At 41.1% G+C, this 15,022-nt stretch carries 16 protein-coding genes and 1 riboswitch; of the genes, 5 read left to right on the top strand and 11 right to left on the bottom strand.

What is annotated here, in order from left to right; all coding sequences use genetic code 11:
• Positions 1-9: 9 nt before the first annotated feature.
• From MHZ92_RS00870 to MHZ92_RS00845, 6 genes are all read right to left on the bottom strand, one after another.
• Entirely contained in the window at positions 10-1,305 is a 1,296-nt protein-coding gene (locus tag MHZ92_RS00870; RefSeq protein WP_239429604.1) for an arsenic transporter, read from the bottom strand.
• A gap of 116 nt (positions 1,306-1,421) precedes the next feature.
• Positions 1,422-1,895 carry a GyrI-like domain-containing protein gene (locus MHZ92_RS00865; RefSeq protein WP_239429603.1) on the bottom strand — a complete coding sequence of 158 codons (474 nt, stop codon included), beginning with the start codon at positions 1,893-1,895 and terminating at the stop codon, positions 1,422-1,424.
• A gap of 127 nt (positions 1,896-2,022) precedes the next feature.
• On the bottom strand, positions 2,023-3,828 hold the full coding sequence (locus tag MHZ92_RS00860; RefSeq protein ID WP_239429602.1) for a S9 family peptidase: 1,806 nt from the start codon (positions 3,826-3,828) through the stop codon (positions 2,023-2,025).
• A 126-nt stretch (positions 3,829-3,954) separates the two neighbouring features.
• Entirely contained in the window at positions 3,955-5,274 is a 1,320-nt protein-coding gene (locus MHZ92_RS00855) for a sodium-dependent transporter (RefSeq protein ID WP_239429601.1), read from the bottom strand.
• 143 nt (positions 5,275-5,417) lie between these two features.
• Positions 5,418-5,831, bottom strand: a complete 414-nt coding sequence (locus MHZ92_RS00850) for a pyridoxamine 5'-phosphate oxidase family protein (RefSeq protein ID WP_239429600.1) — start codon at positions 5,829-5,831, stop codon at positions 5,418-5,420.
• Positions 5,832-5,939: 108 nt separating this feature from the next.
• Entirely contained in the window at positions 5,940-6,440 is a 501-nt protein-coding gene (locus MHZ92_RS00845; protein ID WP_239429599.1) for a GNAT family N-acetyltransferase, read from the bottom strand.
• Positions 6,441-6,623: 183 nt separating this feature from the next.
• On the opposite strand from MHZ92_RS00845, the gene MHZ92_RS00840 reads away from it, so the two are divergent.
• Complete coding sequence (locus tag MHZ92_RS00840) at positions 6,624-7,784, top strand: acyl-CoA dehydrogenase family protein (protein ID WP_239429598.1); 1,161 nt, start codon at positions 6,624-6,626, stop codon at positions 7,782-7,784.
• On the top strand, positions 7,781-8,338 hold the full coding sequence (locus tag MHZ92_RS00835) for an SLOG family protein (protein ID WP_239429597.1): 558 nt from the start codon (positions 7,781-7,783) through the stop codon (positions 8,336-8,338). The genes MHZ92_RS00840 and MHZ92_RS00835 overlap by 4 nt, the downstream gene beginning before the upstream one ends.
• 329 nt (positions 8,339-8,667) lie before the next feature.
• Here MHZ92_RS00835 and MHZ92_RS00830 read toward each other — a convergent pair whose 3' ends face one another.
• Entirely contained in the window at positions 8,668-10,458 is a 1,791-nt protein-coding gene (locus MHZ92_RS00830; RefSeq protein WP_239429596.1) for a S9 family peptidase, read from the bottom strand.
• 162 nt (positions 10,459-10,620) lie between these two features.
• Here MHZ92_RS00830 and MHZ92_RS00825 point away from each other — a divergent pair, with 162 nt between their 5' ends.
• Complete coding sequence (locus tag MHZ92_RS00825; protein ID WP_239429595.1) at positions 10,621-10,878, top strand: DUF4190 domain-containing protein; 258 nt, start codon at positions 10,621-10,623, stop codon at positions 10,876-10,878.
• A 394-nt stretch (positions 10,879-11,272) separates the two neighbouring features.
• Here the strand turns inward: MHZ92_RS00825 and MHZ92_RS00820 are convergent, their stop codons facing one another.
• From MHZ92_RS00820 to MHZ92_RS00810, 3 genes are all read right to left on the bottom strand, one after another.
• Positions 11,273-11,671 (bottom strand): DUF4870 domain-containing protein, encoded by a 399-nt coding sequence (locus tag MHZ92_RS00820; protein ID WP_239429594.1) that lies wholly within the window; start codon positions 11,669-11,671, stop codon positions 11,273-11,275.
• A gap of 119 nt (positions 11,672-11,790) precedes the next feature.
• Positions 11,791-12,501 (bottom strand): hypothetical protein, encoded by a 711-nt coding sequence (locus MHZ92_RS00815; RefSeq protein WP_239429593.1) that lies wholly within the window; start codon positions 12,499-12,501, stop codon positions 11,791-11,793.
• A gap of 102 nt (positions 12,502-12,603) precedes the next feature.
• Positions 12,604-13,398 carry a VLRF1 family aeRF1-type release factor gene (locus MHZ92_RS00810; protein ID WP_239429592.1) on the bottom strand — a complete coding sequence of 265 codons (795 nt, stop codon included), beginning with the start codon at positions 13,396-13,398 and terminating at the stop codon, positions 12,604-12,606.
• Between the two features lie 165 nt (positions 13,399-13,563).
• On the opposite strand from MHZ92_RS00810, the gene MHZ92_RS00805 reads away from it, so the two are divergent.
• Positions 13,564-13,731 carry a YfhD family protein gene (locus MHZ92_RS00805; protein WP_239429591.1) on the top strand — a complete coding sequence of 56 codons (168 nt, stop codon included), beginning with the start codon at positions 13,564-13,566 and terminating at the stop codon, positions 13,729-13,731.
• Positions 13,732-13,785: 54 nt separating this feature from the next.
• Here MHZ92_RS00805 and MHZ92_RS00800 read toward each other — a convergent pair whose 3' ends face one another.
• Entirely contained in the window at positions 13,786-14,409 is a 624-nt protein-coding gene (locus MHZ92_RS00800) for a cupin domain-containing protein (protein ID WP_239429590.1), read from the bottom strand.
• Positions 14,410-14,517: 108 nt separating this feature from the next.
• A riboswitch (guanidine-I (ykkC/yxkD leader) is annotated at positions 14,518-14,615 on the top strand.
• Positions 14,616-14,682: 67 nt separating this feature from the next.
• Here MHZ92_RS00800 and MHZ92_RS00795 point away from each other — a divergent pair.
• Entirely contained in the window at positions 14,683-15,021 is a 339-nt protein-coding gene (locus MHZ92_RS00795; protein ID WP_239429589.1) for a DMT family transporter, read from the top strand.
• Position 15,022: the final 1 nt, after the last annotated feature.

Below are 15,022 nucleotides of genomic sequence, written 5' to 3'. Positions count from 1 at the left end.
TCCCTATTTTTAAATGATCAATAACCAGACGTATAGTCCTACAAGCGTTACAAAAAGTGTAGGAATCGTCAGGATGATTCCGAATTTAAAATACGTTCCCCACCCAATTTTCACGCCTTTTTGCGAAAGGACATGCAGCCAAAGCAACGTTGCCAGTGAACCGATCGGTGTTATTTTAGGGCCTAAATCCGACCCAATGATGTTTGCATAGATAAGCGCTTCACGAATTTGTCCCGTCGTGTTCGTTTCCGCTATCGCGAGTGCATCGATCATGACAGTTGGCATATTGTTCATGACGGATGATAAAAATGCTGCAATGAAGCCCATAGAGATTGTAGCTACGAAGAGCCCTTGATCTGCAGCTAATTGAATAATATCTGCCAGGACGCTCGTCAACCCCGCATTTCTCAATCCATATACAACGACATACATGCCAATTGAGAAGAAGACGATATTCCAAGGTGCCCCTTTCAACACTTGTTTCGTTTGAACAGCAGGACTTTGCTTCGCCATCATCAAAAAGAAAATGGCCACAATTCCAGCGATGAACGATACTGGAAGCCCAATGAATTCACTCGAGAAGTATCCAACGAGCAAAATGCCCAGAACTCCCCAGGAAAGACGAAACATCTTGTGATCCCTGATTGCTTCCTCAGGTCTCTTCAATTCAGCTACTTCATAATTGCTAGGAATGCTCTTACGGAAAAATAAATACAAGACAAGAATGCTTGCGATTAATGAAAATAAGTTCGGAACAATCATCCTCGACGCATATTCCACAAAACCGATGCCAAAAAAGTCGGCAGAAACGATATTGACCAAGTTACTTACAACTAATGGCAATGATGTCGTATCTGCGATAAAACCACTTGCAATGATAAATGGAAATATCATTTTATCGCTGAACTTCAAATTCCTAACCATCGCCAATACGATTGGGGTCAAGATTAGCGCTGCGCCATCATTCGCGAATAACGCCGCCACGATCGCACCAAGGATACTGACATAAACAAACATTCGCAGCCCGCTTCCTTTGGCTAACCGGGCCATATGTAAGGCAGACCATTCAAAAAAGCCGATTTCATCAAGGATTAATGAGATGATAATGATGGCAACAAAAGCGAGTGTTGCATTCCAAACTATTCCCGTTACGTCAAGTACATCCGTAAAGTCGACGACACCAACTAGTAATGCAATGATTGCGCCGACACATGCAGACCATCCAATGGACAGGTTTCTAGGTTGCCAAATAACAAAAATAAGCGTAATGATAAAAATCAGTGAAGCCGTGATGACTGAATACAAATTGTGTTTCCTCCTCTGTCATGGTACGTCTGTCATCATATAATTAATTGTTCCAATCTACAATAGCAAATAAAATGAACCGGCTACCCCCTTATTAGGGATAGCCGGTTCTCTACTCATTGGATCGGTACTAAAATTTCAACGACTTCTTCCTCTGCTCCCTCTTGAATATAGAAAATCTCAATTGGAAACGACTTATCAAACCATTTTTGTTTATATCCATTCTCGCCCATCCACGCAAATATTTTGGAATACCCTTGATTGATCGTTTTATTGGAGCAACTAATTTTCGCATAGTCCATCATTGGAATGGTAAATCCAATCATCCCTTCAGGAATTTCCGTAAGCTCTTCAACTTCTACACATGCGAAATAAGTGGCAACGATATCGTTGCACATATGCGGACTGATTAACACATGCTTATTTTTGCAATTTTTCACTTCATTGATCCGTTTCTCAAAGTCCATTTGAACTTTAACGGCCGCGTCTGGGAACGATTGGGGAAAATTTGCTGTTAGGCTTTGTCCAATCAATTTGTACTCCTTCTTGATAACCTCACACTCAAAAGTGGCAATCGTTTTTACTTCCATGCTATCACTCCTTCAATTGTATTTCTTATGTAATTCTCCATTTAATTTGAATATCCTTCCTAACTAGAAAGAATATATAAATATCCCCAAAAAAATCCAGTGCATCGTCGCACTGGAGTTTTTACACTTACAAATACGTATCCAAAAATTCCCGGATTGCTCGATATCCTTTAATTTGATTTTCACGTTTTGTAAAACCATGTCCTTCGTCTTCAAAAATGATGTATTCTACAGGAACACCATTCTCTTTCACCTTTTCAACAATATCATCTGATTCCACTTGCAAAACACGTGGATCATTTGCGCCTTGTAAGACAATGAGCGGCTTGTTAATTTTTTCTGCATGGAAAAGCGGTGAAATACTACGGATATATTCGGTTTGTGTATACGGGTCACCAATTTTTTTATACAACAGGTCACGCATTGCCTCCCACCATGCTGGAATACTTTTTAACGTTCGCTCCCAGTTGGACACTCCAAATATATTCACGCCCACTTCAAATGATCCGGGTTGGAATGCGAGAGCAGCAAGCGTCATATAACCGCCGTAACTTCCGCCAATGATGCCGATGCGATTCTCATCGATTCGCCCCGTATCAATCAAAAACTTTTTCCCTTCAATACAATCAGCCAAATCAATTTCACCGTGCTTCAAATCAGCTGCCTTGAAGAACGTTTTCCCGTATCCAGAACTTCCACGGTTATTCACAGCGAGCACGGCATATCCATGGTTCACTAAGTACTGGATCATCGGGCTAAAATCGACTGTCGACTGCCCACCTGGTCCTCCATGAACCCAAACGAGTGCAGGTGCTTTTTCTCCATCTTCCAAGTGCGGTTCATAATAGATAGCAGGGATCTCAAGCCCATCAAACGAAGGATAATGAACGACCCGTGCATTCACTAAGTCACGCTCATCAATCTCTGGATTCAGTGTGTCTGTTAAGCAACTTAATTCCTTAGCATCAAAGTCGTATACATACAAATTCGCTGGCGCTGTTGAACGATTTAATAAAAATACCATATACTGTTCACTTCTAGAAATAGATAATCCACTAATTTGCCCTTCCGGAAAATTCGCTATTTCAACATGCTCTCCAGTTTCCGACTCTATAACTTTCACTTCAATCTTGGCATCATTATTTAAAAAATAGTAAAGGTATTTATAATGAGGAGAAAAGCGGGCCGTTAAAATATCCCAGTTTTCTTTCGCGACTACCTCTCTATTTCCGGACGATAAACAGAGTCGCATCAAATATAAAAACTCATGATTTTCATCTGTTAAGTAATATAAATAGGTAGAATCCGAATTAAAAGCAACTGGCTGAAATTGAACATCGCCAACATGATCGGACAAATGTTTGATACCTTCTTCTTCCGTGTAAATAAACATATCCGAATCATTCGATGTCCGCGGCTTTTGTAAGGCAATCGTTTTTTTGTCATCTGAAATTGCCATAACAAAATAACCATCCTCATTTTTAAACAATAACGTCGGCTCAAAAGTATCAATATTCATTTCATACAAATCCATAAAACGCGGATCCCGCTTATTCGATTCATAGAAAAAATGCTTGTCATCCCGACTCCAACGATGAAACTGTGCTTTTTCTTCTTTACCCGGGGTAAGATCAATACTTTTCCCATCTTCAGTTTGCACATAAAGATGTGTGATCTCATTTCCGCCTTGGTCACTTCTGTACAGAAACTTGCGACCATCCGGGAAATAGCCTACGGGTATCATATAATTGTCATCAGAATATGTCAGTTGCTCAACATTGCTTCCTGTACGTGAAACCGCGTACGTATTATAGACGCCAGAACGGTCACTTCCAAATAAGATTTTTTCATCATCAGGTGAAATCGATGCCCCCAATAGACTCTCACAATTGATAAATTGTTCAATAGAATACTTTTTCTTTACACTAAGCATGTTTTGGCCCCTTTTCCCTTGTTTAAAATACACCTCACAAATATTTTAAACTATTTAGACTACTAAAACAAATTCTCCTCAATAGAAAAAGCACCCTCTATAAAAGAGAATGCTTTTCATGTTCCTTTATTCAATAAATGAAGCGATAAAAATAGCGATGATCGCAATTGGTGCGATATAGCGCACGATGAATTTCCAAGTATGATTCAAGCGAGGATTCATTCGCAGCTCATCATCCGTTTCCGCAGTCGTCAACACATGTCCTGCGAAAATCGAAATGAGAAGCGCACCAATCGGCAATCCGATCCGGCTTGTCAGGATATCTGCAAAATCAAAGAACGTGCCTCCGGGCAGCTTCACATCCGCTAACACACCAAAAGACAAAGCACTCGGAATGCCCACGATGAAAATCAAAGCTCCAAACACCCAAGCCGCAGTTCGTCTCTTTTCTACTTTCTTCTGAATCCCTGTCGAGACGACAATTTCTAACATAGAAATGGAGGATGTCAATGTCGCGAATAATAATAAAATAAAGAACAAAATCATGAAAAATCCGCCGAGTGGAATTTCATTGAAAATCGCTGGTAAGACGACGAAGATCAAACCCGGTCCTTCAGCAGGCGATTGGCCTAGCGCAAATACTGCCGGGAAGATGACGATACCCGCGAGCAACGAGATGAATATATTCAATATAGACACGTTGAAAGCGGATTGGCCTAACCTCTCCTCTTTCGATAGATAAGAAGCGTACGTCATCATTGCTGTTACGCCGACGCTTAACGAGAAGAAAGCCTGTCCGAGCGCAAGCAAGAAAGTCTTACCCGTTAAATATGACCAATCCGGTACGAACAGGAAGCGGATCCCTTCCATTGCTCCGTCGAGCGTTAATGATCGAATTGCCAATACAATGAAGAAGATGAAAAGCAATGGCATCATCCACCGACTCGCACGCTCAATACCGCCTTGGACGCCGCTTTGTACAATCCAAATATTCAATATCATGAATACAGCCTGTGCAATGAGCACTTCTCCTGGATTCGCAATAATCGTATCGAATAGCCCCCCATAATCGGTAACGTCAAGACGGAACAATAACGCCCGTACCAAATAAGAAAGAATCCACCCACCTACGACGCTATAGAAGGATAACAGAATAAAGGAACTTAGTAGTCCCATCCAGCCTATGAGAAACCAAGGTTTTCCGGGTGCCAGTTTTTTTAAAGAATTGACAGCATCCTGCTGCCCTCTTCTCCCGATGACGAATTCAGCTAGTAAAATAGGTAGACCAATTACCAATGTACAAATAATAAATAACAAGAAAAAAACGCTTCCGCCGTTCGTGCCTGCCATATAAGGGAACTTCCAGATGGCCCCGAGTCCGATTGCACTTCCAGCGGCTGCTAATATAAAACCAATCTTTGATGTCCATTGCTCACGTTGTTTCATATAATCACTCACTTTTCCCAATTTCTCCGGAGAACATTGTATTAGTATAGCGTAGAATGCACGGAATCAATACTTTTTTATAATTGCGCATACTGTTCACATAGAGAAAATCCCTTACCTATAGGCAAGGGATCATTTTTCATTCAAAATTGAATTTCTTGAGGTTCTTCTCCTTTTTTATTCATCAATCGCATTGAATCAGGGGTTATTTTCATGATGACGAGCTCCGGATCATCAGGACCCGAAAAATAGGGACTCATATGCTCATTCCAAACCTTCTCTTTCACACTTTCCTCATCGGAGATCGTCACAGTTCCCATAATTTCAAGGTACTCATCCCCGAAACCTTCCCCTTCATAGCCAATCAAAATATGTGTATTCGGATTCTTTTCAAGCTCATCCACTTTATCTGTCTTTTTTGAAGTTGCCGTGTAAAGCGTGAAGCCTTCATTGAAAAATGTCATGTATCTGCTGAATGGCTTACCCTGTTGGACAGTTGCCATTGTTCCGACATAGCTTTCATCCAGGATTTTACGTGCTGTTTCTTTTGCGTCCATTTCTCGTCACTCCTCATTTATGATCTTCCTTCACTGTTCCTATAATGAAGGAAAACTAAACATCGAAAAAATGTCTGAGGAGAATATTCGGGCTTTCTCATAAGAATTCTACCTTAAGAAAAGAACCATAAAATCTTCATCTAAATAGGTTTCTTCTATTTTCAACGCTCTTTTCTCAGTACCATATTCTTCGAATCCAAGGGATGAATACAGTTTCTTTGCAGCTATATTTGAACTTACAACTGTTAGATGAATTTGTTCTATCCCTTCAAGGGTCCTTGCTTTATTAATTGCTTCATTCATAAGCGCTTTCGCAACACCCTCCCCTCGTTTTTCGGGTGCTACGTACATCGCAACTATTGTTGCACGGTGCTTGAGTTTCATTCTTTTCTCTGTCAATAACGTAATTACCCCAACAAGTTTGGAGTCATCAAAAGCACCAAAAATAAAGGAATCAGTACCTTGTAATCTTTCTTTGTACTTGTCGGCGGTTTCCTTTTTCTCCTCTTCATAACTTGATCCAAAAGCTTCAGGATTTTTATACAAAGCTTCTAATCGGATTTGAAAATAGACTTCGGCATCTTGCGGTTCTAATTGTCGAATGTTCATCTCTTATCCCCCTAAATTTGAAAATCCATTCCATTACTGCAATCGTGTGTCGTATGGATTATTCTATAATTTAAATATAGTATGAAATCGTTCATTGCAAAAGAAGATTGCTTTTTCCCTGCAATCATCAACTTGTGCCGTATAATAGAAATAATGAGAACGTTACGTAAAGGATGTGTCTACATGTCAAAGGAGCTCTTCATCGCAACTGATCTGCAAAGGGAATGGTTGGACAAAATAAGTAATCTTGAACAACAAATTCGGAGTTCGGCTGAACAGACAGACCGACTAGCCTCTTTTCCGAAAGAAAATATACAATCTCTTGTGGAATTAGGGTATACAGCACTCACATTGCCGAAGGAATATGGCGGTGGCGGGATTACCGTGACAGATATGATTTTAATGCAGGAGACAATCGCTTCCTACGATGGTGCAACCGCTTTATCGATTGGCTGGCATCAAGGGGCTGTCGGTGACCTTTATACAAGTAAGCTATGGGAAAAGAGCAAACTAGAAAGGTTTGCAAAGGAGATCTTGAACGGCGCATTAGTGAACCGCGCGGCAAGCGAAGCCCAAACTGGCAGTCCGACCCGCGGTGGCCGTCCTCAAACAACAGCGGTCAAAAAAGACGGGTATTGGATAATTAATGGACAGAAAACCTTCACTTCGATGTCCCCTGTCCTTACTCACTCCCTTGTTTCCGCATGGGTCGAAGAACAAGAAGCTATTGGCTTTTTCCTCATCGACCATACGAGAGAAGGTGTTTCAATCAAGGAGACATGGAATATGATAGGCATGCGGGGAACGGAAAGCCATGATTTGGTTTTAAAAGAAGTGAAAGTCAGTGAGGAAGACTTTGTTGAGTTGAGCAAAGGGCTTCGAGGAGAAAAATTGAATGGATGGCTTCTTCATATACCAGCTTGTTATTTAGGGATTGCACAAGCCGCCCGTGATTATGCAGTGAAGTTTGCTGTCGAATATAGTCCAAACAGCATTCAAGGGACAATTTCCGAATTGCCCAATGTGCAAAGTCATATCGGTCACATCGATCTGGAATTGATGAAATCGCGGCATTTCCTTTACAGTGTAGCCCAAGCTTACGATGATCCTGTTCGAAGGGAGCTCATTAAGCAAGAATTAGGAGCAGCGAAACATGTCGTGACGAACGCAGCAATCCGCATCGTCGATCAAGCGATGCGTCTCGTCGGTGCGAAAAGCTTGGAGCTGTCCAACCCACTACAACGGTATTATCGGGATGTCCGGGCGGGATTGCATAATCCTCCAATGGATGACATGGTCATTTCAAAATTGGCGCGTACGGCAATCGAAGGTATGAATAAATGATTAAGCGACTCGTGATAACAGGCTATAAAGCGCATGATTTAGGCATTTTTAATGATAAGCATCCTGGCATCGGAATCATAAAAAAAGCATTGGAAAACCGATTGACTCCTCTACTTGATAGCGGCCTGGAATGGGTAATCATTAGCGGCCAGCCGGGAGTGGAGACATGGGCTGCGCATACGGTGATCGACTTGCAAGAATTGTATCCTGACTTGAAATTCGCCGTCATCACCCCTTTCCAAGAACAAGATAAAAATTGGAACGAGGCAAAAAAAGAAGCATACGAATTCATCCTTGCACATGCGGACTACTCTGTCAGTTTAACGAAACGCCCATACGAAGCCCCTTGGCAATTCATTGAGCGGGATAAGTTTTTATTGCGGAATTCGGATGGAATATTAATCGTCTACGATGAAGAAAATGAAGGTTCACCCAAATTCATGAAAAGAATGGCATTGAAATTTGCAGAGACGAGCGATTACGAAGTTCTCACGATTACTGCCGATGACTTGCAACTCGTCGCGGAGGATATGCAGCGACAGGATTGGGAGTGACACTCTTTTTCGAGTTCGGAATTCGAGTTTATGATCACTTATACGGATTTATGATCACTCACATGGGTTTATGATCACTCACACGGGTTTATGATCACTCACACGGGTTTATGATCACTCACACGGGTTATGATCACTCACACGGGTTTATGATCACTCACACGGGTTTATGATCACTCACACGGGTTTATGATCACTCACACGGGTTTATGATCACTCACACGGGTTTATGATCACTCACACGGGTTTATGATCACAAAACTAAACTTCTTCATGAAAAAAAAGCTGTCCAACAGTCAATTTACGACTGCGGACAGCTTTTCTTCAAGTCAGTTTTGATGCTTCTCCAAAAACTCAAGCATCCTGCTGTACACCTTTATTTCATTTTCCTTCTTCGAGAAGCCGTGTCCTTCATCATCCAACACAAGGTATTCGACATCACGCCCGAGCTCTGTCAACTTTGCAACGATTTGGTCGGATTCCTCTTTGACGACGCGTGGATCTTTCGCACCTTGGATGACCAGCATCGGTTTCGTCATTCCGTCAAGATACGTGACAGGAGAATCTTTGACGAAACGCTCTTTGTCACGTTCCGGATCACCTAGCCAACGATCCATGATCGGCTTCCAGTGAGGCGGAACAGAATTGACAAATGTGAATAGGTCGGACACACCAAAAATGTCCACAACCGCCTTGAAGTACTCTGCATGTCTTCCATGGAGCAGCAATGCCATGTAGCCGCCATAGCTTCCACCAACAAGGAATAGGCGCTCCCGGTCAGTAATACCCTTCTCGAATAACCATTCAATTCCTGCCAAACAGTCGAGGCGCGGACCTTCTCCCCAATCTTGTTCGACCATTTTTGTGAACTCCGAGCCATAGCCGGTGCTTCCGCGGAAGTTCGGTGCAAAAATGTTATAGCCTCTGTTCAAGAAACATTGGAACATCGAGCGGAACATCTTCCGTTCGGATGCTTGTGGCCCTCCATGTGGCCAGAAGATCGTGTAGCCATTGGCGTTTTCTTCTTTCGCTTTGAATAAAAGAGCCTCAATTTCCAAACCATCGAAGGAAGTATAGGAAACGACGTCTGGATCGACCATGCCATCCTCACTTACGCCGAGCACCTTATTTTCGGTAAGCCTTTTCCATTCATTACCGTCAGCAGATTTATAAATATTATGAGGAACTGTGGCGCTTCTACCTAAAATGTATACGTTGCCGGACTTTGCAATGCGGATTTGATCGACAACATCGACCGGCAAGGTACACTCCTCTAGCTTTTCCCCATTTACATCAGTGCGATAGTATTTGTCCGCCACCCCTTTAATAGTAAGGAAATGGATGTTACCTGTATCTTTATTATATTTGATTGTCTGGACACTTTCGCCTTCTACTTCCAAGACTTTCGAGAAGGTTTTAGTTTTAAAATCGAATTTTGCAATATATGCAAAGTCGCTTTCATAATCCGTTACAAAGTGAATGGTCTCATCATCTGTGAAGACCGGATCATAAGCAATATGCACTTTTGCCGCGTCCGGGGTTACGTTGAAAGTCTCCTCCCCAATTTTCACAAAGCTGATCACGTACGTATTCGCGAACGACCTGGAAAAGACAAACTTCTCTTCGTCATCAGAAACTGCAGCGAGCTGTGTCGGTGAAAGCTCTCCGATATTCAACAACGTATCAACGCCGCTTTCCAAGTTATGCATATGTGTATTCAAATACATCGGATTGTCTAAGGATGTCACATAGTAAATTCTCTTTCCATCCTCACTTAAATGACTGAAATAGAATTTCTCATTCGGTTCTCCTGTAATTAACGGCTTCGGTAAACCTCCGTCGAACGGAATAGAATAGATTTGATAATTTTCATCCCCATCTTGATCAAACCCCGCTAATACATAGCGATTTTCCGGATCGAACTTAATAAAATTACACGACTCGTCCCGGTGAGCAAACAAATATGGGAATGAGCCAGGTAAATCCATTGCCCACAAATTCATCTTGCCATTTAAATTCGTATTAAAGATAAGCTTCGTTTCATCATTATTTACAGCAAAATTTGTAATTGTATACGTACGGAAAAATTGTTCAACTGTTGGTTTTGCAAAAGGTATCATAATTCTCCTCCTAAGCAAATTTCTATTTCCTATCAAATTATAGTATAACACTTCAATAGATATAAAAGAATGTCATTTTACATTATTCTTAGAATATTTCATCTTCCATTTATTCAAATCCCTGTCTCCACTTGCATACGCTGTCATAGTGGGGGTGAAGATGTGGAAAATGAAAACCAACAAACAAATGGCATGGCGGTCAGTTCACTTGTGTTAGGTATTTTAGGAGTGGTGTTGAATCTAATTCCTCTCCTTCCTTATTTACTGGGCATATTGGCTATCGTCTTCGGAGTCTCCGGGAACAAACAGCAAATCGGCAAAGGAATGGCAATGGCAGGGATCATTTTAGGCGCTATCACTTTGGCAATGAAACTTTTCTTTTGGATATTTATTATCTTGCTGGGAGGAACAAGTTACTAGGTTTTCACCAAAGAGAAACCCCTTTTGATATTTCAAAAGGGCTCAGAGTGTAGACAAAGTCGTTTTTTGACTTTGTCTACACTTAATTTTAGGGAAAACCCGAGAAATAAATATTTCCCTCAGCCTGATTGAAAACGCTTGTCGAGGAAGGCAACCTAAGAGCGCCACGTACTGTGGCGACGGTTGCATGACTCGCTTCCTGCGAGCCCGCGCGAAGTGGAGCGAAGACGCGAATAGAACTTAAGTTCATGAGCGGACGAGCGGAAGTAGGCATCCTAAAGGCGCCGCGTCCTGCGGCAACGGATGCATGACCTACATCCTGTAGGCCTCAACAACGGATGCGAGCGTTTGTCAACAGGCTGAGCCGCATCGGATATTTCCGAGCGGCTATTGCTCATGGCTTTTCCAATTGGTTGTCGACCAAATCTCCGATGAATGGGAGTTTGTAATAATGACCGTGATACGATTTGTACATCATGAAGATCATCAAGACGAAAGCGAGCGGGCTTAGCAACAGGCTACCAATAGTGCCTATGACAGGAATGAAGCCCAAAATGATGCTAATTAGGAAAATGGCAATGGCCAGAAAAACAGATTGCAATGCGTGGAATCGGATGAAGCGGTTTTCTTTTTCCATGAATAGAAAAATAAGACCAATGATGAAAATATAACAAAGCATTCCCCCAACATTTTCTGTTAACCCGATGGATGTCTTTTGGCCTTCCTTCTTGCCATCTGTTTGTTCAATTGCCTTTTCGATTTCAGATGGTTTTTTCTCGTTATTTTCATTCAATGTTTTTCAACCCCCTTTTCTAGCTAGTATATTGAAGTGCTATGAAAATAATGCCTGCTAAAGGGGAATGATAAGCTCATGAAAAAAGTCCGCCTGCACATTGCAAACAGACATTGGACTTATCGATTTGATTCAGAATTGGATTTGTCTCTTAAATTACTAATATATGTCGTTGTGAGCTTGTAGCTCTTGTCGATTTTCTCTGCAATAAAATGCGTCCTTTCAAATAAGACCGACTTCAGAAAATCCATTTGCCGCATCATCTTATCCATTAACCCTTCGTGCTGTTCAATCCGATTGTTCATTTCCATTTGAACTGTTTTCTGTTCTTCAAGTGAAATGGAGAATTGATCCTGCTTTTCGATTTGGGCATCCATTTTCAAAAGGAGTTTTTCTTGATCGGCATCAAACTTATCTAACCGCTCTGCAATTTCGGCATTGGTTTGACTGAGCATATTGATTTGTTCGACAAGCTCTTCATTCATCTTCCGTTTGCTGTCGAGAATTTTTTGTAGTTCTTTATGTTTTCTTTCCAAGTTTTCTAACGTTTCCATCGCCTCCTGCTCGAATTGACGATGCTGCGATTGATGATCAAGTATTTCTTCGAATCGCAATCCGGTTGTCTTCCATCGATCGGATTGGACTCTTCGCTGTTTCTGTAGTTGCTTTTCCATTTCACTATATTTTTCATTCATCTTGTCGAATGCTCTCTGTTGCTCCTTCATTGCTTCCGACAACGTATCGGATCTATAGATGGTCTGGTTTATTTCAGCAATTTTTTCGCCTTTATAAATGTTTGAGTGGTTTTTCTTGTTAAAAAACAATCCCATAATTCAACCCCCCATCAATCGTTTTCTATATGATATGTCGATGAGCGTATAACTGTACAATTATAAAAAAACCGTCCCTATTAAAAGGAACGGTTTCTCAATCTATTTTTCAAATACTTGATGGAGTACTTTTCTTGCTTCAACATTGGTCAGGTTTTTATAAATACAATTATTCGGTTTCGTCCGTAATGACTTGGCGAATGAATTTGCTAGTTCGGCTTCGCCAACGACATATAGTTCTTTCCAGTTTCGATCTTTCCGCATTTTTTCGACGATTACACCCAATTCTTTATAAAAACGTTCAAGATTTTCTCGAAGACGGTCATCAAGTCCATCACCTTGTCCTCCGCCAGAACCACGTTGGAGAGATGAACGGACGCTTTGTTGTTCTTTCCATACTTCTAGACCCGAATCGAATTCATAAGTCCTTTCTCCATTAACAAAGCCCATTGCTGTATCCAAAATCCGAACTTCTCCAAAACTCGGCAAGACGATGCCGGCCTCCGGATATGCCTTTAACATATATTCCATTTCTTCAATGACCGGATGATCTTCCCAATGGAAACTTGTCTTTACTTGTACTTGTACATAATGGACAGACCATAATTCAGGGTTATCAGACGCAAAAATAACGACCCCTTTGTTCAAGTCGTTTTGATTGTTTTCAATTTCTTTCGTTACTTTTTCTTTAAGTTTTTTATACGCTTTTATTTCTTTCTCATCATTGGAAGCTTGCAAATACTCATCAATCCGCTTCAAACCATTTTTCAAATGAAGTCGCCACGCACCATTTTGTTGTTCCGGGTCAGCAGGGTTCGTATTCAAATACACAGTCAACACACAGCGAGAATTACATTTGAATTCTTTCAACTTTTTCAGTTCTTCACTAAGTGACATTTATCCCGAACCTCCTTAACGTATGCTCTTTTAAGCATACCCTTTCCACAACAATTTGAAACGGCTAGATCGTCAATATGGTATTGAACTGAACTTCCTTTTGGCATAAAACTTCTATCGAAAAGCCATAGTATGTAGGATAGCAAATCGAAAGGAGCATTAAAAATGGGAAGAGATAATCATAATAATAAAACAGGCGGAAACAATACCCGTTCTTTACCGCAAACACCGAAGAACCAGAAGATCAAACCTGAGGATATGCATGAGGAGATTGCAAAAGAATTTGCAGAGCTTCGAAAAGCAAGAAAGAATAAACAGTCAAAACGGCCTTAAAAATATGCCCCCACACAAATACTTCAAGTGTCGGGGCATTCTCTAGCCATCACTTCACCAATAATTCCTTGAATCGTATCCAGTATTTCGATTGTTATATCCTCTGCCCCGTTCCGCAGCCTCTGCATCTGCCTTCGTACGATGGATAGTACCAAACGGGTGGTTAGGTGGAGCATAAATGGAATAGAGTTTTAGTGGAATATCACCTGTATTTGTTATGTTATGCCATGTACCTGCAGGTATAATAATTGCAAAATCGTCATACACAGTTCTTTCAAAGCTCAAAGTATTTTTCGACTTACCCATTTGAACCAATCCTTGACCCTGTTCAATACGAATGAATTGATCCACATCAGGATGAATTTCCAAACCGATATCTTCTCCAGGGCCTAGACTCATTAACGTTGTTTGTAAATGGGTTCCTGTCCATAGCGCGGTACGAAACGTATTATTTCGTTTCGTCGCTTCGCTAATATTAACGACAACTGGGTTTGGTCCAAAATCCCTTATCCTACCTGTCGTCCTTTGAGCAGTGGGAGTATTATTAGGATTAGGTTGATTTGCTTGGATTGCCCCATCAGGATTCATCCAATAATCCGTCGTTTGGCCATAATTATACATAGAATCATTCATATAACTAGGGTTTTGATATGAGTATCCATAAGGATGATAATACATTTTTTCATTCCCTTCAGAGATTCATGTATTATCATATGCAACTTATTAGCACTGTGCCCTCCCTTGACTCTTTTCTTCATGTATGTATAATGTAAAGTAATTATATAAGTAAATGTTTTCTAGGGTTCCGCAACAAATTGTTGGTCTGGTCCGAGAGAAAACTCACAGCTTTAGCTGTGCCACGGAAGGATAAAAGCCTGGGAGAAACTGTTTACAGTTGTCTCCCAGGCTTTTTTGTTTTTGGGCAAAGTAATAATGGAGGTGTCTTTTCAAATGAATAAAGATTGGCTCAAAGTAATTATTGCTGCATTCTTCGAAGTATTTTGGGTGATTGGGTTGAAGCATGCGAATGACTTTTGGACGTGGACGGGAACTGCTATTGCGATTTACATCAGTTTTTATTTAATGATCATGGCAGGACGAAAACTTCCCGTTGGAACGGTATATGCGGTTTTTGTCGGTCTTGGTACAGCAGGAACTGTCTTTTCTGAAATCCTTTTCTTTGGAGAACCATTTAAACCAGAAAAAATACTTTTGATCATGCTTTTATTAGCGGGTGTCATTGGCTTAAAACTAGTGACAACGGACAAACCTCAGGAAGGAGATGAATGAA

Source organism: Sporosarcina sp. ACRSL, from assembly GCF_022346605.1.
GTDB lineage: Bacteria > Bacillota > Bacilli > Bacillales_A > Planococcaceae > Sporosarcina.
Note: the sequence above shows the minus strand (reverse complement) of the source record. Positions and strands in the feature narration are given on the sequence as shown.

Excerpts from the sequence above, each read along its gene's own strand:
- MHZ92_RS00865 (WP_239429603.1), bottom strand. The coding sequence starts at position 1,895 with ATGGAAGTAAAAACGATTGCCACTTTTGAGTGTGAGGTTATCAAGAAG.
- MHZ92_RS00860 (WP_239429602.1), bottom strand. The coding sequence starts at position 3,828 with ATGCTTAGTGTAAAGAAAAAGTATTCTATTGAACAATTTATCAATTGT.
- MHZ92_RS00855 (WP_239429601.1), bottom strand. The coding sequence starts at position 5,274 with ATGAAACAACGTGAGCAATGGACATCAAAGATTGGTTTTATATTAGCA.
- MHZ92_RS00850 (WP_239429600.1), bottom strand. The coding sequence starts at position 5,831 with ATGGACGCAAAAGAAACAGCACGTAAAATCCTGGATGAAAGCTATGTC.
- MHZ92_RS00845 (WP_239429599.1), bottom strand. The coding sequence starts at position 6,440 with ATGAACATTCGACAATTAGAACCGCAAGATGCCGAAGTCTATTTTCAA.
- MHZ92_RS00840 (WP_239429598.1), top strand. The coding sequence starts at position 6,624 with ATGTCAAAGGAGCTCTTCATCGCAACTGATCTGCAAAGGGAATGGTTG.
- MHZ92_RS00835 (WP_239429597.1), top strand. The coding sequence starts at position 7,781 with ATGATTAAGCGACTCGTGATAACAGGCTATAAAGCGCATGATTTAGGC.
- MHZ92_RS00830 (WP_239429596.1), bottom strand. The coding sequence starts at position 10,458 with ATGATACCTTTTGCAAAACCAACAGTTGAACAATTTTTCCGTACGTAT.
- MHZ92_RS00815 (WP_239429593.1), bottom strand. The coding sequence starts at position 12,501 with ATGGGATTGTTTTTTAACAAGAAAAACCACTCAAACATTTATAAAGGC.
- MHZ92_RS00810 (WP_239429592.1), bottom strand. The coding sequence starts at position 13,398 with ATGTCACTTAGTGAAGAACTGAAAAAGTTGAAAGAATTCAAATGTAAT.
- MHZ92_RS00805 (WP_239429591.1), top strand. The coding sequence starts at position 13,564 with ATGGGAAGAGATAATCATAATAATAAAACAGGCGGAAACAATACCCGT.
- MHZ92_RS00800 (WP_239429590.1), bottom strand. The coding sequence starts at position 14,409 with ATGTATTATCATCCTTATGGATACTCATATCAAAACCCTAGTTATATG.
- MHZ92_RS00795 (WP_239429589.1), top strand. The coding sequence starts at position 14,683 with ATGAATAAAGATTGGCTCAAAGTAATTATTGCTGCATTCTTCGAAGTA.